Source organism: Serratia sp. (in: enterobacteria) (assembly GCF_051654945.1).
Lineage (GTDB): Bacteria > Pseudomonadota > Gammaproteobacteria > Enterobacterales > Enterobacteriaceae > Chania.
This window is the reverse complement of sequence record NZ_JBOFZA010000023.1, coordinates 159,869-183,985: the sequence shown is the minus strand read 5'-3', so window position 1 is coordinate 183,985 and position 24,117 is coordinate 159,869. Positions and strand designations below refer to the sequence as shown.

At 55.5% G+C, this 24,117-nt stretch carries 19 protein-coding genes; 8 read left to right on the top strand and 11 right to left on the bottom strand.

All coding sequences use genetic code 11. The features are described 5' to 3' along the window. The first annotated feature begins 140 nt into the window (after nt 1–140). The 3 genes from fruB to fruA are packed head-to-tail and all read left to right on the top strand — an operon-like array spanning nt 141 to nt 3,912. A complete protein-coding gene (fruB, locus tag ACRDCA_RS01240) occupies nt 141–1,274 on the top strand; it encodes a fused PTS fructose transporter subunit IIA/HPr protein (RefSeq protein ID WP_438687953.1) in 1,134 nt (377 codons plus the stop codon). Continuing rightward, the gene (gene fruK / locus ACRDCA_RS01235; RefSeq protein WP_025120619.1) at nt 1,271–2,209 is read left to right on the top strand and encodes a 1-phosphofructokinase; all 939 of its coding nucleotides are present in this window, start codon (nt 1,271–1,273) and stop codon (nt 2,207–2,209) included. The genes fruB and fruK overlap by 4 nt, the downstream gene beginning before the upstream one ends. Nucleotides 2,210–2,223: 14 nt before the next feature. Then, a complete protein-coding gene (gene fruA / locus ACRDCA_RS01230; protein ID WP_438687952.1) occupies nt 2,224–3,912 on the top strand; it encodes a PTS fructose transporter subunit IIBC in 1,689 nt (562 codons plus the stop codon). A gap of 63 nt (nt 3,913–3,975) precedes the next feature. On the opposite strand, the gene nfo is transcribed toward fruA, so the two are convergent. After that, nucleotides 3,976–4,815, bottom strand: coding sequence for a deoxyribonuclease IV (gene nfo / locus ACRDCA_RS01225; RefSeq protein WP_438687951.1), 840 nt, complete (start codon nt 4,813–4,815; stop codon nt 3,976–3,978). A gap of 111 nt (nt 4,816–4,926) precedes the next feature. Then, nucleotides 4,927–6,006: a YeiH family putative sulfate export transporter gene (locus ACRDCA_RS01220; RefSeq protein WP_438687950.1), complete on the bottom strand. Its 1,080-nt coding sequence runs from the start codon at nt 6,004–6,006 to the stop codon at nt 4,927–4,929. Between the two features lie 270 nt (nt 6,007–6,276). Between ACRDCA_RS01220 and yieE the strand changes: the two genes are divergently transcribed. Further along, the gene (gene yieE, locus ACRDCA_RS01215; RefSeq protein ID WP_438687949.1) at nt 6,277–7,170 is read left to right on the top strand and encodes a DNA-binding transcriptional regulator YeiE; all 894 of its coding nucleotides are present in this window, start codon (nt 6,277–6,279) and stop codon (nt 7,168–7,170) included. A 129-nt stretch (nt 7,171–7,299) separates the two neighbouring features. Next, nucleotides 7,300–8,781, top strand: a complete 1,482-nt coding sequence (locus ACRDCA_RS01210) for an amino acid permease (protein WP_438687948.1) — start codon at nt 7,300–7,302, stop codon at nt 8,779–8,781. 199 nt (nt 8,782–8,980) lie between these two features. On the opposite strand, the gene ACRDCA_RS01205 is transcribed toward ACRDCA_RS01210, so the two are convergent. The 5 genes from ACRDCA_RS01205 to puuR all read right to left on the bottom strand — a co-directional run bounded on the left by ACRDCA_RS01205 (nt 8,981) and on the right by puuR (nt 15,898). Next, nucleotides 8,981–10,966, bottom strand: coding sequence for a ligand-gated channel protein (locus tag ACRDCA_RS01205; RefSeq protein ID WP_438687947.1), 1,986 nt, complete (start codon nt 10,964–10,966; stop codon nt 8,981–8,983). A gap of 249 nt (nt 10,967–11,215) precedes the next feature. Beyond that, a complete protein-coding gene (locus ACRDCA_RS01200) occupies nt 11,216–12,211 on the bottom strand; it encodes an ABC transporter permease (RefSeq protein ID WP_438687946.1) in 996 nt (331 codons plus the stop codon). After that, nucleotides 12,208–13,719, bottom strand: coding sequence for a sugar ABC transporter ATP-binding protein (locus tag ACRDCA_RS01195; protein ID WP_438688000.1), 1,512 nt, complete (start codon nt 13,717–13,719; stop codon nt 12,208–12,210). Before ACRDCA_RS01195 ends, ACRDCA_RS01200 begins: the two co-directional genes overlap by 4 nt. Nucleotides 13,720–14,039: 320 nt before the next feature. Beyond that, a complete protein-coding gene (locus tag ACRDCA_RS01190) occupies nt 14,040–15,320 on the bottom strand; it encodes an NAD(P)/FAD-dependent oxidoreductase (RefSeq protein WP_438687945.1) in 1,281 nt (426 codons plus the stop codon). Between the two features lie 20 nt (nt 15,321–15,340). Further along, entirely contained in the window at nt 15,341–15,898 is a 558-nt protein-coding gene (gene puuR / locus ACRDCA_RS01185; RefSeq protein WP_438687944.1) for an HTH-type transcriptional regulator PuuR, read from the bottom strand. Nucleotides 15,899–16,295: 397 nt separating this feature from the next. Between puuR and ACRDCA_RS01180 the strand changes: the two genes are divergently transcribed. Then, a complete protein-coding gene (locus tag ACRDCA_RS01180; protein WP_438687943.1) occupies nt 16,296–17,714 on the top strand; it encodes a glutamine synthetase family protein in 1,419 nt (472 codons plus the stop codon). Nucleotides 17,715–18,201: 487 nt separating this feature from the next. Next, nucleotides 18,202–19,572, top strand: coding sequence for an APC family permease (locus tag ACRDCA_RS01175; RefSeq protein WP_438687942.1), 1,371 nt, complete (start codon nt 18,202–18,204; stop codon nt 19,570–19,572). Between the two features lie 326 nt (nt 19,573–19,898). Here the strand turns inward: ACRDCA_RS01175 and sbcB are convergent, their stop codons facing one another. The 3 genes from sbcB to ACRDCA_RS01160 all read right to left on the bottom strand — a co-directional run bounded on the left by sbcB (nt 19,899) and on the right by ACRDCA_RS01160 (nt 21,873). After that, nucleotides 19,899–21,326 carry an exodeoxyribonuclease I gene (sbcB, locus tag ACRDCA_RS01170; RefSeq protein ID WP_438687941.1) on the bottom strand — a complete coding sequence of 476 codons (1,428 nt, stop codon included), beginning with the start codon at nt 21,324–21,326 and terminating at the stop codon, nt 19,899–19,901. 97 nt (nt 21,327–21,423) lie between these two features. Next, the gene (locus tag ACRDCA_RS01165) at nt 21,424–21,612 is read right to left on the bottom strand and encodes a DNA polymerase III subunit theta (RefSeq protein ID WP_438687940.1); all 189 of its coding nucleotides are present in this window, start codon (nt 21,610–21,612) and stop codon (nt 21,424–21,426) included. Nucleotides 21,613–21,687: 75 nt separating this feature from the next. Continuing rightward, nucleotides 21,688–21,873: a hypothetical protein gene (locus tag ACRDCA_RS01160; protein ID WP_438687939.1), complete on the bottom strand. Its 186-nt coding sequence runs from the start codon at nt 21,871–21,873 to the stop codon at nt 21,688–21,690. A gap of 246 nt (nt 21,874–22,119) precedes the next feature. On the opposite strand from ACRDCA_RS01160, the gene ACRDCA_RS01155 reads away from it, so the two are divergent. Then, nucleotides 22,120–23,229 (top strand): SDR family oxidoreductase, encoded by a 1,110-nt coding sequence (locus ACRDCA_RS01155; RefSeq protein ID WP_438687938.1) that lies wholly within the window; start codon nt 22,120–22,122, stop codon nt 23,227–23,229. Nucleotides 23,230–23,294: 65 nt separating this feature from the next. On the opposite strand, the gene ACRDCA_RS01150 is transcribed toward ACRDCA_RS01155, so the two are convergent. Then, nucleotides 23,295–24,041, bottom strand: a complete 747-nt coding sequence (locus tag ACRDCA_RS01150) for a S24 family peptidase (RefSeq protein ID WP_438687937.1) — start codon at nt 24,039–24,041, stop codon at nt 23,295–23,297. Between the last annotated feature and the right edge of the window lie 76 nt (nt 24,042–24,117).

The window sequence follows — 24,117 nt, the reverse complement described above, 5'->3', positions numbered from 1 at the left end:
AAGAAAACTTGCTTTCGGTGATGGCTGCTTACACACTCATTGAAACGTTTCAGCGTTATCGATGGCTTGAGCAGGCGATGGGTAACGCTCCTTTTTCTTAACGTGGCTGAAACGATTCAATTCGGCAGGAGAGGAGAACCATGTTCCAGTTGTCACAGCAAGATATTCACCTGGGAGCTGCGGCTAGCGGCAAACAGGAAGCCATCCGGCAGGTAGCGGCAGCGCTTACCTCTGCCGGGTGCGTCAGCGCCGCCTATGTTGACGGCATGCTACAGCGTGAGCTGCAAACGTCCACCTATCTCGGCAACGGCATCGCCATTCCCCATGGGACTACCGATACCCGCGATCTGGTGCTGAATACCGGTGTACAGGTATTCCAGTTTCCGCAGGGCATCGAATGGGGCGAAGGCCAGACGGCCTATGTGGTGATCGGCATTGCCGCGCGCTCCGATGAACACCTGGCGCTGCTGCGTCAGCTCACGCACGTGCTCAGCGATGACAGCGTTGCTGAACAGCTGGCAAAAACCACGTCAGCCGAAGAATTGCGCAGCCTGCTGATGGGGGAAAAGTCAGCGGCTGAGTTCAAGTTTGATGCTTCATTGATTTCCCTCGATGTGGCTGCCGATTCACTGATGACGCTCCAGGCTTTGAACGCAGGCCGTCTGCAAAAAATCGGTGCGGTCAACGCCCAGTTTGTCAGCGATGTGATCACCCGTAAGCCACTGAATCTGGGGCAGGGGATCTGGTTGAGTGACAGCACCGAAGGCAACCTGATCAGCGCTGCCACCGTCAGCCGTCCGGCGCAGGCATTCGATGAAGAAGGCGAAAAGGTCGCATTGTTGCTGACTGTCTCCGTGGCCGATCAGCAACCGCTGACGGTGCTGAACTACTTAAGCGATCTGTTAGTCAGCCAAAAAGCTGAACGCTTGCTGAACGCCGATGCGGTTGGCGTGCTGGCATTACTCACCAGCGAAGTTGCTGAAGAGAGTGCGGTGCTGACTGCAGAATATGTGGTGCGTAACGAACATGGCCTGCATGCCCGTCCGGGCACGGCGCTGGTCAACGTGATCAAACAGTTCTCCAGTGACATTACCGTCACCAATCTCGATGGCAGCGGTAAACCGGCCAACGGTCGCAGCCTGATGAAGGTAGTGGCACTGGGTGTGAAAAAAGGTCATCACCTGCGCTTTACCGCCAGTGGTGACGATGCTGAAGCGGCGCTGAAAGCCATTGGTGAAGCAATCAGTGAAGGTCTTGGCGAGGGTGCAGCATGAGCAGAAGAGTAGCCACCATAACCCTGAACCCGGCTTACGATCTGGTGGGCTTTTGCCCGGAGATCGAACGGGGTGAGGTTAACCTGGTAAGAACCGCCGGTCTCCATGCGGCAGGTAAAGGGATCAACGTTGCCAAGGTACTGAAAGACTTAGGTATCGACGTCACCGTTGGCGGTTTCCTTGGTAAAGACAACCAGGATGGTTTCCAACTGCTGTTCAGCGATTTGGGTATTGCCAACCGTTTCCAGGTGGTCCCTGGGCGTACGCGTATCAACGTCAAGCTGACGGAAAAAGACGGCGAGGTGACTGACTTCAACTTCTCCGGTTTTGAAGTGACACCACAGGATTGGGAACGTTTTGTAACGGACTCCCTGAGCTGGTTGGGCCAGTTCGATATGGTGGCAGTCAGCGGCAGCTTGCCAGCCGGGGTTGCGCCGGAAGCCTTCACCGAGTGGATGACCCGCCTGCGTGCGCAGTGTCCGTGCATCATTTTTGACAGCAGCCGTGAAGCGCTGGTAGCCGGGTTGAAAGCCTCTCCGTGGTTGGTAAAACCTAACCGCCGCGAACTGGAAATCTGGGCCGGCAAACCGTTGCCGAAGCTGGACGATGTGGTTGAAGCCGCTCACGCCCTGCGTGAACAGGGCATTGCCCATGTGGTGATCTCTCTGGGTGCTGAAGGAGCACTGTGGGTTAACGCCTCTGGTGCCTGGATCGCCAAACCACCAGCCTGTGAAGTGGTCAGCACCGTAGGTGCCGGTGATTCTATGGTTGGCGGGTTGATCTACGGCCTGCTGATGCGTGAATCCAGCGAACATACCTTGCGCTTGGCGACTGCCGTGGCTGCACTGGCCGTTAGCCAGAGCAACGTAGGCATCACCGATCGCCCGCAGTTGGCCGCGATGATGGCCCGTGTCGATCTGAAACCCTTTAATTAATCGCAGGAGGCAGAATGAAAACGCTGCTGATGATAGACAGCTCGCTCGGGCAGGCTCGTAGCCACCTGGCGAAACGCATACTTGAGGCCGCTGCGGCCAAAACCGGCCTGACGCTGGTTAACTCGCTCAGCGAGGCTGAACTGGTCGTGGTGGCGGGTGCTTCCGCTCCTGCTGACGCCGAGCTGAACGGCAAACAGGTTTATATCGGTGATGTGGAACACGCGGTGCGTGAACCCGAAGCCTTCCTGACCACGGCCCAGGCGCAAGCCAAATCGTATCAGGCCCCGGCTCAGTCTGTGGCCCTGGCAAAAACCGCCGGTCCGAAGCGTATTGTTGCAGTTACCGCTTGCCCGACCGGCGTAGCGCATACCTTTATGGCGGCCGAAGCCATCGAGAGCGAAGCCAAGAAGCGCGGCTGGTGGGTGAAAGTGGAAACCCGTGGCTCCGTAGGTGCCGGGAACGCCATCACGCCAGAAGAAGTGGCGGCGGCCGATCTGGTGATCGTCGCGGCAGATATCGAAGTGGATCTGGACAAGTTTGCCGGTAAGCCGATGTACCGCACCTCGACCGGTTTGGCATTAAAGAAAACCGTGCAGGAACTGGATAAGGCACAGGTCGAAGCCGAGATCTTCCAGCCGCAAAAAAGCGGCAGCCCCGCGGGCTCAGGCAAGAAGAAAGAGAGCGCAGGCCCATATCGCCACCTGCTGACCGGCGTGTCTTACATGCTGCCGATGGTCGTGGCGGGTGGTCTGTGTATCGCGCTGTCGTTCGTGTTTGGTATCAAGGCGTTTGAAGTGAAGGGGACGTTGGCTGCGGCGCTGATGCAGATCGGTGGCGGTTCGGCCTTCGCGCTGATGGTGCCGGTTCTGGCGGGTTATATCGCGTTCTCCATTGCGGATCGCCCAGGCCTGACGCCAGGTCTGATTGGCGGTATGTTGGCGGTTAGCACCGGTGCCGGTTTCCTCGGCGGTATTATTGCCGGTTTCCTGGCGGGTTACGTGGCCAAGGCCATCAGCAGTAAGCTGCATCTGCCACAGAGTATGGAAGCGCTTAAGCCGATCCTGATTATTCCGCTGGTTGCCAGCCTGATCACCGGTTTGATCATGATTTACGTGGTGGGTACCCCAGTTGCGAAAATCATGGAAGGCCTGACCAACTGGCTGCAATCGCTGGGCACCGCTAATGCGGTACTGCTGGGCGCCATTCTGGGTGCAATGATGTGTACCGATATGGGCGGCCCGGTGAACAAGGCGGCCTATGCCTTTGGCGTGGCGCTGTTGAGTTCCTCGGTCTACGCACCGATGGCGGCGATTATGGCAGCAGGTATGGTGCCACCGCTGGCGATGGGGCTGGCAACCATTCTGGCACGCCGCAAGTTCGAGAAATCCGAGCAGGAAGGGGGCAAGGCTGCGCTGGTGTTGGGGCTGTGCTTTATCACCGAAGGGGCTATCCCGTTTGCGGCTCGTGATCCAATGCGCGTTCTGCCGTGCTGTATCGCCGGTGGTGCCTTGACCGGCGCGCTGTCGATGGCCTTCGGTGCAAAACTGATGGCGCCACACGGTGGTCTGTTCGTGCTGCTGATCCCAGGGGCAATCTCACCGGTACTGCTGTATCTGTTAGCGATTGTGGCGGGTACGCTGTTGGCGGGCGTGGCCTATGCGGTCATCAAACGCTCTGAAGTGCCGGCAGCCACGGTGGCATAACGGTTACGCAAAACAAAAAAACCGGCATCTGAACAGTGCCGGTTTTTTTATCCTCACAGCAAGCTATTGCTGCGCTTTCAGCCAGGCAATCTCCTCGGCCCAGATATCCGGGTTCACCGTCTCCAGGATCAGCGGGATCCCATCAAAGCGCTCGTCGCGCATGATATAGCTGAATACGGTCTTACCGATATTGCCCTCGCCCAGACTGTGGTGGCGGTCAACCCGGCTGCCAAACTCGCTCTTGGCATCGTTAAGGTGCATGCCGCGCAGGTAGTTAAAGCCGACTACGTCGCCCAGCTCTTTAAACGTCTTTTGGCAATCTTCTTCAGTACGCAGATCGTAACCGGCGGCGAAAGCGTGGCAGGTGTCAATGCAGACGCCGACGCGACTCTTGTCTTCCACACCGTCGATAATGGCTGCCAGGTGTTCAAATTTGAACCCCAGATTGCTGCCTTGCCCGGCGGTATTTTCGATCACGGCGGTAACGCCCTGGGTTTTATCCAGCACAATGTTAATCGACTCGGCGATCCGTGCCAGGCACTTGTCCTCCTCGATCTGCATCAGGTGGCTGCCCGGGTGGAAGTTCAGCAGCGTCAGCCCCAGCAGCTCGCAGCGTTGCATCTCGTCAAGAAACGCCTCGCGGGACTTCTCTAATGCCTCTGTTACCGGATGGCCAAGGTTAATCAGATAGCTGTCGTGCGGCAGGATTTGCCCTGGGCCGTAGCCGTACAGGGCGCAGGCACTTTTAAACTTATCTATCACGTCGGCAGGCAGCGGGGCTGCTTTCCACTGACGCTGATTTTTGGTGAACAGGGCGAATGCGGTCGCCTCTAATTCGTGTGCGCGGATCACGGCTTGATCCACACCACCTGAAGCGCTGACATGTGCACCGACAAACTTCATTTCGATTCTCCTCTGATATCGGGACCATTATGGCATTGATAAGCGAAGGATTGAATGGCGGTGAAAAGAAGCGAGCCTGGAACCCAGGCCCGCCGTAGTAAAAGAAGGGGATTACAGCAGGTGTTGTACCATCAGGTTGATGGCACCACCACCGATCACCAGCCAGACAAACAGCAGCGTCGCCAGCAGGATAGGTTTGACACCCGCTTGACGCACTGCACTGATATGAGTGGTCAGACCCAGCGCTGCCATCGCCATGGCCAGCATCCAGGTATCGATGGTGATCAGATGCTGCACCAGCGTCGTCGGGATCAGGTTGAACGAGTTCAGGCCGGCCACGGCGATAAACAACACCGCAAACCACGGAATGGTAATGGCCGATTTTTCGCTCTTGCTAGCGTTCCCAGCTTTGCGGCTGATGAAGCCAGACAGCAGCAGCAGGAACGGGGCCAGCATCATGACGCGGATCATTTTGGCGATCACCGCCGCATTTTCCGCATCCGGGCCGATGGCATGGCCAGCAGCCACTACCTGAGCCACCTCATGGATCGTTGAGCCAGCGTAGATGCCGAAGGTTTCCTGCGTAAACGGCAGCCACTGGAAGTGCTCATTCAATTGGTATAGCCATGGATAGGCAAAGATCGCCAGCGTACCAAATACCACCACGGTAGAGACGGCGACGGCTACCTTACTGGAGTCTGCCTTGAGCACCGGCTCGGTGGCCATCACGGCAGCGGCCCCGCAGATGCTGCTACCGGCACCGATCAACATGGTGGTCTGGCTGTCCAGGCCAAACACTTTTTTCCCCAACCAGCAGGCCAGCAAAAAGGTACTGCTCAGGGTGAGGGCATCGATAATGATCCCGCTGGCCCCCACGTCGGCAATTTGCTGGAAGGTCAAACGAAAGCCATAAAGGATGATACCCAGGCGCAGCAGCCGCTGTTTGGCCAACTGTACGCCGGTGTGGCAGCTAGGTTGCAACCACGGATACAGCGTGTTGCCGACCAGAATGCCTAGCAGGATCGCCAACGTCAGGGCGCCTAAACCTAGTCCGGCAATCCAGGGAACATCACCTGCCCAGACCGAAAGCGCAGTCAGCGCGCCGGTCAGCAGCAAGCCTGGTATCAGCCGCGGTAGTCCAAACAGGGGAAAGCGCTGTTCGGGATAGGTATGAGTGCTGTCACTCGCCATGATGATTTTGTCCTCTGCTAAATTCCTGAACGTAATGATAAAAGCAGTCGACCTAAAAGAGAAATTGATTATATATTTATAACTTATCGGAATAAGTGGTTTAACGGCAGGGCAGATTGGCTAAGCTGCCAAGCCTGATGCTGTAAACGTGATAATCTTATAAGGCCGGGGCGTTAACTTAGCGACGCCCCGTGGCTGATGTTTTGGTGTTTTCATTTAAATGGTTTGGTCTGACTTCTGGCTAACCATTCTCTTTATGTCGAGGCTGCTATGCATATCACTTTGCGCCAACTGGAAGTCTTTACTGAGGTACTGAAAAGCGGATCAACCACTCAGGCCTCAGTGGTATTGGCTTTATCACAATCGGCGGTCAGTGCGGCGCTGGCCGATCTGGAAGGGCAGTTGAAGGTATTGTTGTTCGATCGCGTGGGCAAGCGCCTGGTGATCAACGAACATGGTCGCTTGCTGTACCCCAAAGCCCTGGCTCTGCTGGAGCAGGCAGGAGAAATAGAACAGCTGTTTCTGCATGACAGCGGGGCGCTGCGTATCGCCGCCAGCAGCACCATCGGCAACTATATGCTGCCGGAGATGATTGCCCACTATCGCCAGGATTTCCCTGCAACTCCGTTGGAGTTGAATGTGGGGAACAGCCAGGAGGTGATTGTTGCAGTAGCCGATTTTCGTGTCGATCTGGGGTTGATCGAAGGGCCGTGCCACATGCCTGAACTGGTCACCCAACCCTGGTTGGAGGATGAGCTGGTGGTGTTTGCCGCACCAGATAACCCCTTGGCACAGCAACCGGTGACCTTGGAGACATTGGCCAGTGCCCCTTGGATTTTGAGGGAAAGGGGGTCAGGTACGCGCGAAGTGCTGGATCACCTGTTGCTGGCCCACTTGCCTAATTTTCAACTGGTGATGGAGTTGGGCAACTCGGAAGCGATCAAGCATGCGGTACGTCACGGCATCGGCATCAGTTGCCTGTCACGCCGCGTAGTCGAGGAGCAATTGGCCAGCGGGGTGTTGGTGGAGTTGAGTATCCCTCTACCGCCATTGCTGCGTACGCTGTACCTGATCCACCACCGGCAAAAGCATATTTCCAATGCACTACAGCGTTTTTTGAGCTACTGCGTCGGAGCGAAATCCGATCAGGATCACATAAAGTAACCATTAGGGCCGTTGCTAATAATTAGCCGTGGATTATGAAGCTATCTTATATCAGGGCAATGTTGCTAGTTCGCTGGCAGGTATTTGTTACAATCCGGCCCTCATTTTTGACGAGCAGATAGGGTAAGAATGGCTCAGCAGGATATAAAAACAGCGGGGCAGCAAGCACCCGGATTACGCCGCGAGCTGAAAGCCCGGCATTTAACCATGATTGCCATTGGCGGTTCCATCGGTACCGGCCTGTTTGTGGCCTCTGGCGCAACGGTTTCCCAGGCAGGCCCAGGGGGCGCGCTGCTCTCCTACGCATTGATTGGTCTGATGGTGTATTTCCTGATGACCAGCCTGGGCGAGCTGGCGGCATTTATGCCAGTTTCAGGGTCGTTTTCCACCTATGGCGCCAAATATGTTGAAGAAGGCTTCGGCTTCGCGCTGGGCTGGAACTACTGGTACAACTGGGCGGTGACCATTGCGGTCGATCTGGTGGCATCGCAGTTGGTGATGAACTACTGGTTCCCGGACACGCCGGGCTGGATCTGGAGCGCCTTGTTCCTGGGCCTGATGTTCTTGCTTAACTACATCTCGGTCAAAGGCTTCGGTGAAGCGGAATACTGGTTCTCACTGATCAAGGTGAGCACGGTGATTATCTTTATCGGCCTTGGCGTACTGATGATCTTCGGTATCCTGAAGGGCGGTGAGAATGCCGGTTGGCATAACTGGACGATCGGCGATGCGCCGTTTGCCGGTGGCTTCTCGGCCATGATAGGCGTGGCGATGATCGTCGGCTTCTCGTTCCAGGGCACCGAACTGATCGGTATCGCGGCGGGTGAGTCGGAAGATCCGGGCAAGAATATTCCACGTGCGGTGCGTCAGGTGTTCTGGCGTATTCTGTTGTTCTATATCTTCGCGATCCTGATCATCAGCCTGATCATTCCTTATACCGATCCGAGCCTGCTGCGTAATGATGTGAAAGACATCAGCGTCAGCCCGTTCACGCTGGTATTCGAACATGCTGGCCTGCTCTCTGCGGCGGCGGTGATGAACGCGGTGATCCTGACGGCGGTACTGTCTGCGGGTAACTCCGGGATGTATGCCTCCACCCGTATGCTGTTCACGCTGGCTTCGGAAGGTAAGGCTCCACGCATTTTCGCCAAGCTGTCAAAAGGCGGCGTGCCGCGTAATGCGCTGTATGCAACCACCGTGGTGGCGGCGCTGTGCTTCCTTAGCTCGATGTTCGGCAACCAGTCCGTTTACCTGTGGCTGCTGAATACCTCGGGTATGACCGGCTTTATCGCCTGGTTGGGGATCGCTATCAGCCATTACCGTTTCCGTCGCGGCTATGTGATGCAAGGCCATAGCCTGAACGATCTGCCGTATCAATCCGGTTTCTTCCCGTTGGGGCCAATGTTTGCCTTCGTGCTGTGCTTGATCATCACGCTGGGGCAGAACTATCAGGCCTTCCTGGCGGACCGCATTGACTGGTACGGCGTGACGGCAACCTATATCGGTATTCCACTGTTCCTGATTATCTGGTTCGGTTACAAGCTGACACGCGGCACTAAAGTCGTGAAGTACAGTGAAATGGAATTCCCGAAGTGGAACCCAGACAAGTAAGTCATTAGCTCTAAACGCGGCGGGCAACCGCCGCGTTATTTCTCCCCTCACCCCAGCCCTCTCCCACAGGGCGAGGGAGCCGATCGGTGTGGGAGTAGAACTTTGGCAGAGCACGGCGTAGTGGCTAAGTACAGAAGCTAAAATGTGGCACGGTAGGTCCCCTCTCCCTGTGGGAGAGGGTTAGGGTGAGGGGCGGTAATCAGAAGTTGTAAGTCATACCCACGGTGTAACGACGGCCATCCAACGTGGTGTTGTAGTGCTCGTAATCCACGGTTTTATCCAGAATGTTGTAAACTCCGCCGCTGAGTTGCAGGTTTTTCAGCGCCCGATAACTCACCCCGGCATCAACAAAGGTATAGGATGGTGTGCTGACTGCCATTGAAGTACGGCTCAGGTATTCCGAGGTTTCGCTGCGGAAGTTGACGCGTGACCACAGGCCCAGATCCTCAGTAGCTTGCCAATCCAGCACGCTATTGATCATGTGCTTCGGCATCTGGTTTAGCGCCTTGCCCTGGAACTCGCCGCTCTTTTGTTCAGACTCGGTAAAGGTGTAGTTGGTGCTCAGCTTCCAGTCGTCGGTGATTTGCCAGCCCGTGGTCACTTCGATGCCGCGCATATTGGCTTTGTCTACGTTGACGCGGTCGCTGACGAAATCATAAGTCGTGTCACCGATGGTGCAGGCCGGATCGCTTGAACTGTTGCAGCGGCGAACTTCGGTGATCTTGTCTTTGAAATCGGTGTTATACAGGGTGATGCCAGCGTTCAGCCCCTCCTGGTTGTCCCACAGAATGCCAACTTCTTCACTGATGCTTTTCTCCGGCTTCAGATTCGGGTTACCCACGATGATGCCGTTGCTCACACCGCCGCCGGTGATTTGGCCCCAGTTGGCTGAGGATTGACGCAGATCCGGTGAGCGATAACCCGCAGACACGCCGCCTTTCACGGTCCACATCTCCGTCAGGTGCCATACGCCGTACATGCGTGGTGTCCAGTGGCTGCCGTAGTTCTGATCGCGATCCATACGGATGCCGGTGGTCAGGCTGAAATCGTTGGTCAGCGCCCATTCATCTTCGGCGAACAGCGCCCAGCTCCAGCGGGTCAGTTGATCCAGGCCATCTGCTGCTTCGAGTTGGTTGCCGCCGTCACTCAGCTTCTCGTAGCGGTATTGCCCGCCGAGGTTCAGCATGTGGTCGCCAAGATCAAACTGGGTCTGAGTGTTGAAGATAGTGTTGTACATCTTCATGTCGCGCCCTGGGTTATTGGTCTCTTCGCGCTGAATGTAGCTGGTGCTGTTACCAAAGTCGTAAGTACCGTTATGGGTGATCGAGTAGTTATTACGGGTATACAGGTTGTCGCTGGAGGAGTTGGGTTTACAGACGCCCTTGCGGCAGTTTTCTGTTGCCACGGACTTGCCCGGCGTGCTGTTGCGATCCTGCAGGGAGCGGCCGATTTCGAAATCAAAATCGTTCTGCTCGTCCGGCGTCAGGCTGAAGACTGCCGTGCCACTGCGCATCCGCTGTTCATTAAAGCCGTTGACGAAGTGATCTTCACCACGGTGGGAAAACAGGCCATTCACTCGCAGGCCAAGCAGTCCATCGATCAGCGGGCCAGCGGCGTAGGCGTTGGTCTGGTAGATATCGCCGGAGTCCCGGTCTTCCTGGATGGTGGCATCGCCTTGCAGAGAACCGGTCCAGGCTTTAGTGGTGGAGGTTTTGCGCGTGATGATGTTGATCACCCCACCCATGGCGTCGGAACCATAGAGTGAAGACATTGGCCCGCGCACCACTTCAATACGTTCAATCGCCTGCAACGGTGGCAACCAACCCTGCTCGATACCGGCGTTATCGCTGTTAGGGCGCGTGCCACGGGTATCGACGCGCTTACCGTCGATCAGGATCAGCGTGTATTTGGAGGACATGCCACGGATGCTGATATCACTGCTGCTGCCACCGCCGGTAACGACCACGCCTGGCACGTCTTTTAACGCATCGGTAACGTCACGATAGGCTCTGGTTTCCAACTGTTGGCGAGGGATCACCGAAATGGTGGCCGGCGAGTCTTGAATTCTTTGCTGGAAACCGGAAGCGGTGACCACCATGGTATCCGCCGGTTGGGCCAGGGCGCTGCCGCTGGCGAGTGATGCGAGGATTAATGCAGTTAAAGTGTTATAGCTTGGCTTTTCCATGAGAGAAATATTCCCGTCCCGAGGTCAACAGGTTTTCCTGTTAATTATTTGATTTAAAAAGAATATATTTTACGCCGCCACGAGGAATGGTCGTTTCGTGAAGAAAGCGTCAGGCCATTGTAAGGAAATTGACAGGAATGTAAATGCAAATGATAACTCATATCATTTGTATATTTATTGGCTAATGGCTTGAAACCAGAAGGAAAGCAGGGGTATTGCCCGGCGCAGCGCAGAGGTGCGCCGGGGTGATCAGCGTTTCTGGATGTAGGTGATCGCCAGTGCCAATGCCAGCACCAGTCCTTTAATGATATCCATCGCGTAGTAGGGCACCGAGAGCATCACCAAGCCGTTTTGCAACACGCCCAGGATGATGGCTCCAACCAAGGTACCCAGCGCGTTAGGTTTGCCGGAGCCAGCCAGCGAGAAGCCGATATAGGCTGCCGCCACCGCATCCATCAGGTAACCGCCACCGGCGTTGACCTGCGAGGAGCCAATACGTGACGCCAGCAAAATACCGCCAAGGCCCGCCAGCAGGGAGGAAAGCACGTAAGCGGTCACCCTGTAACGTACCGTGCGGATACCGGAAAGCCGAGCGGCCTCCGGGTTACCGCCAATGGCATACATTCGGCGGCCGTGCTTGGTCAGCGACAGGAAAAGCTGCATGATCACCGTTACCGCCAGCATAATCAGCACAATCACCGGCACCTGGCCCAGCGTGGAGAATACTTCAGGGATCACGCCTTCGGCCATATCCCCGTTCGGCAGCACCATATTCTGGGTGATGGAGCCACCGTAGCTGTAGGTCATGGCGACGCCCTGGATCACGAACAGGCTGGCGAGCGTGGCCAACATATCGGGGATCTTCAGCACCACGATCAAAAAGGCATTGAACAGGCCGACCAGCGTACACAGCAGCAGGGTCAACACGATGGCACCGGTGGTACCGAAGCCGTACCAGGCAAACAGCGAGATCACCAACGCGTTGGCCAGCGACGCCGTTGAGCCAACGGAGAGATCGAAACCGCCTACCGAAAGCGAGATCGATACGCCAATGGCAATCACCGTCACGATGGCGATCGAACGCAGAATATTGATGATGTTGTTGGGATCAAGGAAGTTGTCGGAGGCCAGACCAAACAGCGCGATCAGGGCGACAACGGTGAGCAACATCCCCCATTTATACAAAAACTCAAACAGTTGGTGACGCCAGGGCAGCGCGTTTTTCAGGGATAATTCTTTACTCACGCAGGAGTTCCTCCGGTGGAATACAGTAACAGGGTTTCTTCATCGATATCGGCGGCGTTCAACTCCGCCACTACGCGGCCATCCCACAGCACGCAAATGCGATCGCACAGGCCCACCAGTTCGGAAAACTCGCCGGAGGCATAGATAATGCCTTTGCCATCACGTGCCAGGCCGTCGATCAGCCGGAACAGATCCTGCTTGGCCTTGATATCTACGCCTTTGGTGGGTTCGTCAAAGATCAGCACGTCGGCGTTGCCCCGCAACCATTTGCCGATCGCCACTTTTTGCTGATTGCCGCCAGACAGGCGAGCCAGCTTTTGCTGTGGGCCGGAAGCCCGCACGCCAAGCCGTTGCATGATCTCTAACGCCCAGCGCAGTTCCTGGCGGCGGCTGAACAGACTCCAGCGGGAGAAGCTGTCATCGGCGCTGACGCTCAGGTTCATCGGGATGGCTTCGTGGATAAAAATGCCTTCCTTGCGGCGCTCTTCCGGCACCAGCGCCAAACCTTGTTCAACCGAGAGATGCGGGGAATGCGGTGCCCAAGGTTTGCCGTGCAACTCTCCTTGCGTCAACTTGCTGGGGGTTGCGCCGAACAGCGCCTTGCATAGCTCGGTCTTGCCCGCGCCTGCCAACCCGGCAATGCCAAGGATCTCCCCTTGATGCAAAGTTAAAGAGACATCGCGCAGCTTATGGCGGTCGTGCAATCCCTTTACCCGCAGCAACGGGCGCAAGCCGTGCTGTGGGCGGGGCGGAGGAAAGATGTCGTCCAGCGTATGGCCCAGCATTTTCTCGACGATCTGCTCACCGCTCAGGCCTTGCATGCTGCCTTCACCGGCATGGCGGCCATCGCGCAGCACCGTCAAATGATCGCAGACGGTTTTCAATTCATGAATGCGGTGGGAAATAAACACGATGCCGATACCCTCGGCGCGCAGGCGGCGCACGATATTGAACAGACGCTCGCTCTCATGGCTGTCTAGCGGGGCAGTCGGTTCATCCAGCACCAGAAAACGGCAGCGATGTGATAGCGCCCGCGCCAGCAACACCTGTTGTTTCTCCGCCAGCGTACAGGCTTCCAGCCGTTGGCGCGGGTTGATATTCAGCCCAAGCTGCTGCAATAGTTCAGCCGCCTGGCGATGCAATTTCCGCCAGTTCAGCAGATGGCCTGGTTCGTTCAGCCAATCCAGCATGATGTTTTCCGCCACGGACAGGGTGGGGATTAGCGCGACATCCACCTCTTGTTGCACCACCTGGATCCCGTGCTGGCGGGCCTGTAACGGCGAGTGGATATCGACCTTCTGACCGTCGATAAAAATATCGCCTTGGTAATGGTTATGCGCGCCGGACAGAATGCCCATCAGCGTGGATTTGCCTGCGCCGTTGGCCCCCACCAGCGCATGGGTCGAACCACCATGCAGGGTGAAATCGACGTTTTGCAGCGCGTTGAACCCGGCAAAGGCGATGGAGATATTGCGCATCTCCAGGCGTGAAGCGGTGTTGGTTGGCATAATATGGTCGAAGACGCTGCGCCCCTTATCTTTCAAATCGCGGCATAGTGGCGGCAACGTGAAATTCATTTGGATGTATAGACGGCTAAAGAAACTCTTTTGTAACACGAAATGCCATTTTTGCAACATGCAAAATGGTATAGCTCAGATAAAAACTGGATCACCGCCCTTACTGCTGGTCAGTCCCCCTCCCAAAGGAAGAGAGGACTGACCGTGCTACAAGTTGCCACCTGTGCCCGCTTGCGGCTCCAGGCAAGCTCCCTCTCCCGCAAACCACGGTTTATAGTGGGAGAGGGCTGGGGTGAGGGGGGATTGGTAACCTAGAATCCTAAACGGTCGCGCAGGGCGTAATAGGCGGCACCCAGAGCGGTAAATGGCACCTGCAAATGACGGCCACCGAAGAAGGGCAGATGGGGGAGTTTGGCAAAAGCATCAAAGCGTTCCGCGTCACCGCGCAGCACTTCGGCAATCAGTTTGCCCGCCAGATGCGTCAGGGTTACGCCGTGGCCGCTGTCGCCTTGCAGGTAATAGACGTTGTTTTCCAGCCTGCCGAACTGCGGCATACGCGAGAGGGTCAGCAGGAAATTGCCGGTCCAGCGGTAATCAATGCGCACCTTTTTCAACTGTGGGAAGGTCTTGAGCATCAAAGGGCGGATCCTGGCGTCGATATCCGCCGGATCCTGTGCGCCATAGATCACACCGCCGCCGTATAGCAGGCGATTGTCAGCCGTCAGGCGGAAGTAATCCAGCAGGTAGTTACAGTCTTCAACGCAGTAATTATCCGGTAACAGGGCAAGGGCCATATCCGCAGATAAAGGCTCGGTGGTGATGATTTGCGAGCCGCAAGGCATGCTCATTCGGCTGAGACGGGGTTCCAGCTTGTCCCCCAGATAGGCGTTGCCTGCCAGGATCACCAGACTGGCGCTGACGCTACCCAGAGCCGTGTGCAGCAAGGCAGGCTGACCATGATCGATATGGGTGACTGCCGATTGTTCAAACAACCGCCCACCGTGACGGCGTATTGCTTCGGCCTCGCCCAGCGCCAGATTTAACGGATGGAGATGACCACCCTGGCGATCCAGCAGCCCACCGACATAGCGTTCGCTGGCAACGGTGCGGCGCATGGTTTCCCCATCCAGCAGTTCCAGCTGTTGGTGGCCATAACGCTGCCAATGCGCCATTTTCTCTGTTAATGAGTTGAATTGTTTGCTGGTTAACGCGGCAGAAACCGCGCCGGGCCGATAGTCGCAGGCGATGGCGTAGCGATCGATACGCTGGCGAATGATCTCCGCGCCTTCAAACATCATGTTGCCGAGCATTGCTGCGGTCTGCTGGCCGTAGCGGGTCTCAATCACATCAATATCGCGGCTGTAGGAGTTGACCACCTGCCCACCGTTGCGCCCACTGGCCCCCCAGCCGATGCGGGCGGCTTCCAGCACCACCACGTCGTAACCGGCCTCGATCAGATGTAAGGCGCTGGAAAGGCCGCTAAAACCGCCGCCGACGATACAGACGTCGCAGCGGATAGCCTCGTTCAACTGGGGATAAGGAGCGTGGGGGTTGGCGCTGGCGGCATAATAGCTGGCAACATGTTCCATCATCACTCCTCCGGCCAATCTTGTCAGAAGGTAGTTGGGGTGTGCGCGCTGACGATCTTGCAAACGCGCGTTGAGGTATTATTGAAACTGTGGGGCATGCCGGTATTGATGGCATAGCTCTGGCCCGCGGTCAGCAGATAGGTTTGGCCGTTGACCGTCAGCATAATTTCCCCTTCGAGCAGCGTACCGATCTCTTCGCCCTGATGCTTGATCTTCTCGCCGGTAGTGGTACCTGGTTGATAGGTCTCCAGCATCATGGCCAGGCTGCGGGTAGGGCTGCCGTTATGCACCAGCTTCATCGAAACGCCCTGGCTGCCGATCTCGATCAGATCCTCTGGTTCGATCACCACTTTGGGTTCATCAGGCCGTTCAGGTTCAGCAAAAAATTCAGACAATGATAGCCCATAGACCTTCAGCAGTTTCTGTAGCGTACTAATGGCAGGGCTGACTTTGTCCTGCTCAATGGTGCTGATGGCACTGTGGGTTAATCCGGACAGTTCGGCGACCCTGCGCTGTGACAGACCCAGATGCTGACGGATCTGCGACAGGCGCTTGCCTGGTGCCAAGCTGACTTCGCTCATAGCGGTAGTTCCTTCTGGTAGGAGCGACAGGTTGGGATCACACCCGGAGCCGGGTACCTGTCTGAGTGATATCGAAACCACATGATATCGGTAGTTGGGTAGTGATTGGAAAATATATTGCCCATGTTTCCCCCTGTTGTGGCGGAAGAAATTCGCTACCAGCAAAGCGCAAACAACGCCTTTTCGGTCAATATTTTATCAATTTAGCAGCCCGTGGCGAATAATCAAACGCCATTGTAACATTTGCAAACTATTTCTGTTAAAGCTATGTTTCATATTATGGATGTTATTTTGAGCGCCCAGCGGCGGCGCAGTCTACAGAGAAATCAAACCATGTGTTGAGTCAATCGGCAAGCGGATGCGAAGGCATTCCCAAGAGCATAACGGCGGGTGATGTATGCAAACCAATAGCGCAGTAGTAGAAGATTTTGCACAGCATAATGAAGAAAGGCGAAGTAGCGCGTTCCAAAGTGAGGTCGCTCACTATCTGGAACGCCATCCTGCCACGCAGTATATCGATATCCTTCTCACCGATCTTAATGGTTCCTTCCGCGGCAAACGTATTCCGGTCTCTGGATTGAAAAAAGTTGAAAAAGGCTGCTATTTCCCCGCCTCGGTATTCGCTATGGATATTTTGGGCAACGTGGTCGAGGAGGCCGGATTGGGCCAGGAGTTGGGCGAGCCGGATCGGATCTGCATGCCGGTGCTGGGAACGCTGACGCCTTCGGCGGCCGATCCTGAACACATTGGTCAGGTGCTGCTGACCATGCTGGATGAAGATGGTACTCCCTTTGACGTTGAACCCCGCAATGTGCTGAACCGAGTATGGCAAGCATTGCGCCAGCGTGGATTATTCCCGGTGGTAGCGGTAGAGCTGGAGTTTTATCTCATTGATCGACAGCGAGACTCGGCAGGTTATCTGCAACCACCGTGCGCACCGGGTACTCAAGAGCGCAACGTACAGAGTCAGGTCTATTCGCTGGATAACCTCAACCATTTTGCCGGGGTACTAAACGACATCGACACGCTGGCACAGATGCAAGGACTGCCGGCGGATGGTGCGGTGGCGGAGGCTTCCCCCGGCCAGTTCGAAGTCAACCTGAATCACACCGATAACGTGCTGCAAGCCTGCGATCATGCTCTGGCGCTGAAAAGGTTGGTGCGTCAGGTGGCAGAACAGCATCAGATGCATGCCACCTTTATGGCGAAGCCTTATGAGGATTATGCGGGTAGCGGCATGCACGTCCATCTCAGTGTCGTAGACAGCGCGGGGAAAAACCTGTTTGCCGAAGCGGATGGCGAAGACTCGGCGCTGCTCAAGCGGGCATTGGCGGGGATGATCACCTTGATGCCCGCATCGATGGCGCTGTTGGCGCCCAACGTCAATGCGTTCCGCCGCTTCCAGCCGGGGATGTATGTGCCGATCCAGGCGTCCTGGGGGCATAACAACCGTACCGTGGCGTTACGTATTCCTTGCGGTGATGCGCAGAACCACCGCGTGGAGTACCGCGTTGCCGGTGCCGATGCCAACCCTTATCTGGTAGTGGCGACGATCCTGGCGGGGATGCTGTACGGGCTGGATACCGAATTGCCGCTGCCTGAACCGGTGACGGGTAACGGACTGGAGCAGGAGGGGCTACCATTGCCAATCCGCCAAAGCGATGCCCTGTACGAATTCGAGCATCAACACGAACTGACGCACTACCTCGGTGAGCGCTTTTCACAGGTTTATCATGCCTGCAAAATGGGCGAACTGATGCAGTTTGAACGCCTGGTGACGGAAACCGAGATTGACTGGATGCTGAAAAATGCCTGATATCTGTACCCCTGATGGCGAGTAAGGGCGTTTTTCCTGATATTCAGCAAAAGAATTTGTATTAGAAGGTTTCAGGATCTTGTCTTTCTGCGATCTTATGGCAAAATACGCGAAATGCAGATAGCCGACGTTTTAACGCGTCGGTTATTTTTTTTTGCATTAGTTTTACCCAATGTGCGTTTCATACATCAAGCGAGGCCGGACATCGAGCCGGATAGATAAATAGGTTCGTCGCGATCAACCAAAACTTTATGGTCGTGACTCATGAGGATAAGAACGATGGGGCAATTTTTCACCTTGGCACCGGTGCCCGCCGGTTTCCGTTGCGGTCGCAGCGATTATGGAGCAACCCAGGCTTTTGCGCCTAGTTATCCAGCTTCCCTCATCCCCCTTTTAGAATTCAGTCGCACGTTGCGAAGTTTCCCCGCAACCTTAAGTCTTGGCGTGTCTATTATCCGCAAGACTGAAGGTAAGGGGGGGCTGCGCGATGTCCGATAACATCATCACCGCCGCACCAACCGGCCAACGCGCCCAACTGCGTAAAACACTGACTTTAGTCCCGGTCGTCATGATGGGTCTGGCCTATTTGCAGCCAATGACCATCTTTGACACCTTTGGCATCGTCTCCGGCCTGACCGATGGTCACGTCGCGACCGCGTACGCCTTTGCTCTGCTGGCGATCCTGTTTACCGCCCTGAGCTATGGCAAGCTGGTGAAGAAATTCCCTTCCGCCGGTTCTGCCTATACTTATGCCCAGAAAGCCATCAGCCCGCATGTCGGCTTTATGGTGGGTTGGTCATCACTGCTGGACTATCTGTTCATGCCGATGATCAACATCCTGCTGGCAAAAATCTACCTGGAAGCGATTTTCCCAGGGGTGCCTTCGTGGATCTTCGTCGCCGCTTTGGTGGGGCTGATGACGGCATTCAACCTGCGTGGCATCAAGCTGGTAGCCAACCTGAACTCCATCATCGTGGTGGTGCAGGTCGCGATCATGATCGTGTTCCTGGGCCTGGTGATTAACGGGATTTCCCATGGTGAAGGTGCCGGTACGTTGGTGAGCAGCCGTCCGTTCTGGTCTGACAACGCGCACGTGGTGCCGATGATCACCGGTGCGACTATCCTGTGCTTCTCGTTCCTCGGCTTTGACGGTATCAGCTCGCTGTCCGAAGAAACCAAAGATGCAGAAAACGTGATCCCGAAAGCCATCTTCCTGACGGCCTTGATCGGCGGCGTGATCTTTATCGTGGTGTCGTACTTCGTACAGCTGTACTTCCCGGATATCTCGCGCTTCAAGGATCCTGACGCCTCACAGCCAGAAATCATGCTGTATGTGGCTGGCAAGTTCTTCCAGTCGGTGATCCTGGTGTTCTCCTGCGTAACCGTACTGGCTTCCGGTATGGCATCTCACGCGGGGGTTTCACGCCTGATGTACGTCATGGGCCGTGATGGCGTGTTCCCGGAGCGTTTCTTCGGTTATGTGCATCCGAAATGGCGTACCCCGGCGCTGAACGTGTTGCTGGTTGGCGTGATTGCGCTGTCTGCCGTGTCGTTCGATCTGGTCACGGCTACCGCGCTGATCAACTTTGGCGCGCTGATTGCGTTTACCTTCGTTAACCTGTCGGTGATCTCGCAGTTCTACATCCGCGAAAAACGTAACCGTACGCTGAAAGACAACTTCAACTACCTGATCCTGCCGGTGATGGGGGCGCTGACCGTCGGTGCACTGTGGGTCAACCTGGAAGTCAGCTCGATGACGCTGGGCCTGGTCTGGGCGGCGATCGGCCTGCTGTATCTGACGTTTGTCACCCGCAGCTTCAGCCTGCCGGTGCCACAGGCAAGCGAAGACGTGGCTTAAACAACTCGTCCACCCCGCGATATCAAAAAGGGTTCCAGCATGCTGGAACCCTTTTTGTTTGCTTGAAAAGTACATGGGGTGAACTATGTGCGGTTTCCCCTCCCCAAGGAGCTGTCTCTTGATCAGGAGATCTGATCAAGAGACAGCTCCTTGGGGAGGGGGGGCTGTGCGGTGTCTTGGTCAAGAGGTGAAGTCGATTTTTGGCATGGTTCAGGCTGGAGTAGAATGGCAACAGGGTTGAGGCCCGGCGCAGGAGCTAAGTCGTGGCACATTCGGTCCCCTCTCCTTGGGGAGAGGGTTAGGGTGAGGGGGCAAATAGCACAGTCTTACCCGACCAACTGCTTCCCATAGTCAAACAACGCCTTCAGCAGCGCCATCTTCTCTTTATCCCCTTCATGCAGGTTATAGAGTGACTCTAACTGCAAGATATAGCTTTGCACCCGCTCGGCACTCAGTACCTCCTGGCGGTGCTGCAACCAGCGGCGCTGCTCGGCATCATCCAACGTATTCGGATAATTACGGGCGCGGTAGCGGAACAGCAGCTCTTTCATCCGGCCATCGCTGAAGGTCAAATCCAGCGCGGGCAGATTATGCGGCTTGGTTTGCTGAATGATCTTCATGGCGGCCTTGTCGGCATCGCTGAAGAAACCGTCGTACAGTTTGGCATCCACATCATCGAGCGGGGTGAACGGTGCGGCTTCGGCAAAGATTGCCACCACTTTTTCTCGGATCTCCGGATGTTGGCGCAGTACCTTCAGATTCTCCAGGCAGGCCTGACGGTCGATACCCAGCCGTTCTGCGTTTTCTGGCAACAGCGTCTTGGCCGGAGCCAGCACCGGGCATTTGTTGATATGCACCAGCTTGAGCGGCACTGGAGCCTGATCGGCAGCCAGTTGATCGCGGCGCGTGTAGAGACGTTCACGCAACTCATCGGCATTCAGCTCCAGCAACGGGGTAATATCCCCCGCTAGATCGCACATAATCACCGCGTTTTTATTGTCTGGGTGCCAGGCCAGCGGCGAAACCCAACTGGTGTTACCGCGTGCCGCACCGAACATGCCAGAAACGTGCATTAACGGCGTCATTTCCGCGATGTCGATCAGCGCGTTGAGTTTGTGCTTGTTGCGGTGCTGCAACAGGTAATCAAACAGCCTTGGCTGCGCCTGTTTGACCAGCTTGGCCATGGCGATGGTGGCATGCACATCGGACATCGCATCGTGCGCGTGTTCGTGTTCCACGCCGTTGGCGCGCGTCAGGTGTTCCAGACGGAAACTGGGGAAGCCGTCTTCGTTTTCTGGCCAGATGATGCCTTCAGGACGCAGGGCGTAGCAGGCGCGCATCACGTCCAGCAGATCCCAGCGCGAATTACCGTTTTGCCAACTGTAAGCATACGGATCGTAGAAACTGCGGTAAAAGATGTTGCGGCTGACTTCATCGTCAAAGCGGATATTGTTGTAACCCAGAATGCAGGTACCAGGGACGCTGAATGCTTGGTGGATGCGGCGGGCAAACTCGGCCTCGTTAACGCCTTTGGCGAGCGCCTCCTGCGGCGTGATGCTGGTGATCATCACCGCCTCGGGATCGGGCAGGTAGTCATCGGCTGGCGCACAGTAAAACACCTGCGGTTCTTCGATAATGTTGAAATCCATATCGGTACGCACCCCGGCAAACTGCGCGGGGCGGTCCATTGACGGGCTTTTGCCGAAGGTTTCGTAGTCGTGGATGTAGAATGTGGCCGGTGCCTTGCTGCTCAAAATCGCATCTCTTGTTGGCGTAGGGAATTGCCCTATTGTAACGGCGTGATAACCGATGCCAAGTATTGCTTGAGGCTAAACGCGAAATTGCGTGGCGCTACGCAGTGCGATAGAAGTTCAGCCGTTGCTGAAAGTAGCCGCGCAGATGTGTGGGGACGTGCACTTCGGCGCTTTCCCATTCAGAGGCGAAGCCGTAACGTTCGCTATAAATAATTCTCAGTGCCAGCAAATCGGTTTGGATCCTTTCACGTTCTTGCTGGGGTAGGCCATCCAGTGGTTGCGACATGTCTTTCTCCCTATTCGATAGCGCATAATAAAAGGCTGATGAGAATTTGTCGCTACCTCATTCAGGGCAGAGCGATCAGAGCGCCTGTGCCAGTGCGGGTTGGTGCTTGGCCGGGAGGGGGCTCATCGCCTGTTCTTGCTGGCCAGGTTCGCGCTGACGATCCTGGGATTTATCATAGCTATTGATAGCGCTAATCAAGGTCAGCCAGAAGAACGCGCAAACGGTTAATACGGCCAACCAGACTTTTTGGTTATAGCTCATGATAGCTCCTGAAAAAAGTATGTCGGATAACTCTGATTAATTAAAACAGGGATAACATAAATGCTATTTAAACAAACGGAATAAAAGGTGCGATAAGTTGTTACCAAATTTCCGCTAATGTTTCAGGGTATTCCTTAAGATTATATTAATAAGACTAACGCGGCATGCAGTGAGTTTCTATTTAATCCTGGTTTATAAATATGGGCATACACTCCACATCATTCAATGCCAATATGGGTGTCAAAAATGAAAACGCTACTGTTGACTGGTGCTACCGGCTTTCTCGGTGGAGCGGTGCTCGAAAAGTTACTCACTGAAAACCAAAACGTTAATTACCTCTTGTTGGTGCGTGCGGCAGATCCCCAGCAGGGTTTACATCGCATTATAACCAATATGGAAAAGTTCAGTATTGATAAAAATATTCTCAATAAACTGACGGTAGACAATATTTTACTGGGCGATTTAAGTGAACCAGAATATTTCTTGTCCGATGCCCGTATTAACACGGTGACGCATGTCGTTAACTGCGCTGCGGTGGCATCCTTTGGTAATAACCCGCTTATTTGGAAGGTTAACGTTGAAGGCACTCTGGCGTTTGCACAGCGAATGGCGCAGGTGGCTGGATTAAAACGGTTCCTGCATGTGGGCACGGCAATGTCTTGTGCCCCGCAGATGGGCTCGCTGGTGGCGGAAAGCGCCGAATTTGAGGAAACCGCCGAGCATTTGGTGGAGTACACCCGCTCCAAATCAACCATAGAACAACTGATGCGGCAAACCTGCCCGCAGTTGCCGCTGGTGATTGCCCGGCCCTCGATCGTGGTGGGGCATACTCAGTTGGGGTGCAAACCGTCCAGCAGCATATTCTGGGTGTTCAGCATGGCGCTGATGCTGCGTAAGTTTATGTGTTCCTTGCAGGATAGTATTGATGTGATCCCGGTGGATTATTGTGCCGATGCGCTAGTGATGCTGCTCAACCGCGAGAGCCTGGATAATGATGTTTATCATATCTCGGCGGGTGAGGAGAGCAGCGTCAGCTTTGCGGACATCGATTATGCTATTGCCGCCGCGCTGGAGGAGCCACCGGTAGGCGATCGTTATGCCCAGGTCAGCTATGAAGCCCTGTTGCAAATGCGCCGACAGCTAAAAGATATCTTCGGGCCGTGTAATGAACGCCTGATGCTGAAAGCCATGCGTCTTTACGGTTCCTTTGCCATGCTGAACGTGCGTTTTAGCAATGAAAAGATCCTCAAGCTGGGGATGCCAAAACCTCCACGCTTTACCGACTATATTGGCCGCTGTGTGCAATCGACCCGTGGGCTGTCGATACCGCAGCAAATGGAGGTGGATTTCAAATAGCGGTTGGCAATCGGCTGGTACTTCCGGGCGCTGCATGCAGCGCCCAACTAGCCTGACCCGGGATGTTACCAGGAGGAGGAAGACCAGAATACGCGGCCCAGCACCACCAACTGGTCTTTGCGCTGTGGATAGCTGAGCTGTTCATCCTGATACTCTTCCCGATTCAGAGAACGGATGACCACGCCACCGTCGGGCTGTTCGATCAGGATCTTGACCCGTAGCAGATTGCCGTGGCGGATCGCATAGGTTTTGCCTTCGCGGATGCGGGTATCCACGGTGTTGATCCCCACCACATCGCCATCCTGTAAGCGTGGCTCCATGCTGGAGCCGGAGATGCGGATAATGCGTGCTGCATTCACCGGCACCCCCATCTTGTGCAGATAATAGCGGCGGAAGATGAGCGAAAACTCTTCGCTATCGACAATTTCGTAACAGCCGTCACCGGCGGAGAAATCGATATCCAGCAACGGGATCTCCACAAACTCTTCCTTGTCCTGCTCGGTATCTTCCCACACCACGGGTTTGAGCCGTGCCGGTTGGAAGTCAGAGCCGGGTGCCACGTTGGCAAACGGCTGTTCCAGCGATTTCTCCTGGAACACATCGAACCAGCCTTTGGGCAAGCCTAGCTTGGCCTCGATGCGTCTGGCGAGGTTATCGCCCAGGTTACGCGAGGATTTTTCCCCGGTGATCTGGCTGAGCGTTGGCGCAGAGGAACCCACCAGCATGGCGAACTCATTCTGGTTGGTGCCTTGGCGGGCATAGCGCGCCATGAGATCGCGCAGGTTGTTGCGCCTGATTTCTTTGGTTTCCATCGGCAGATGGTCTCACTCTTTAGCAAAAAGGTAAATCCTCTGGCGCTGAAATCTTTAGCGCCAATTTAAACCTGCC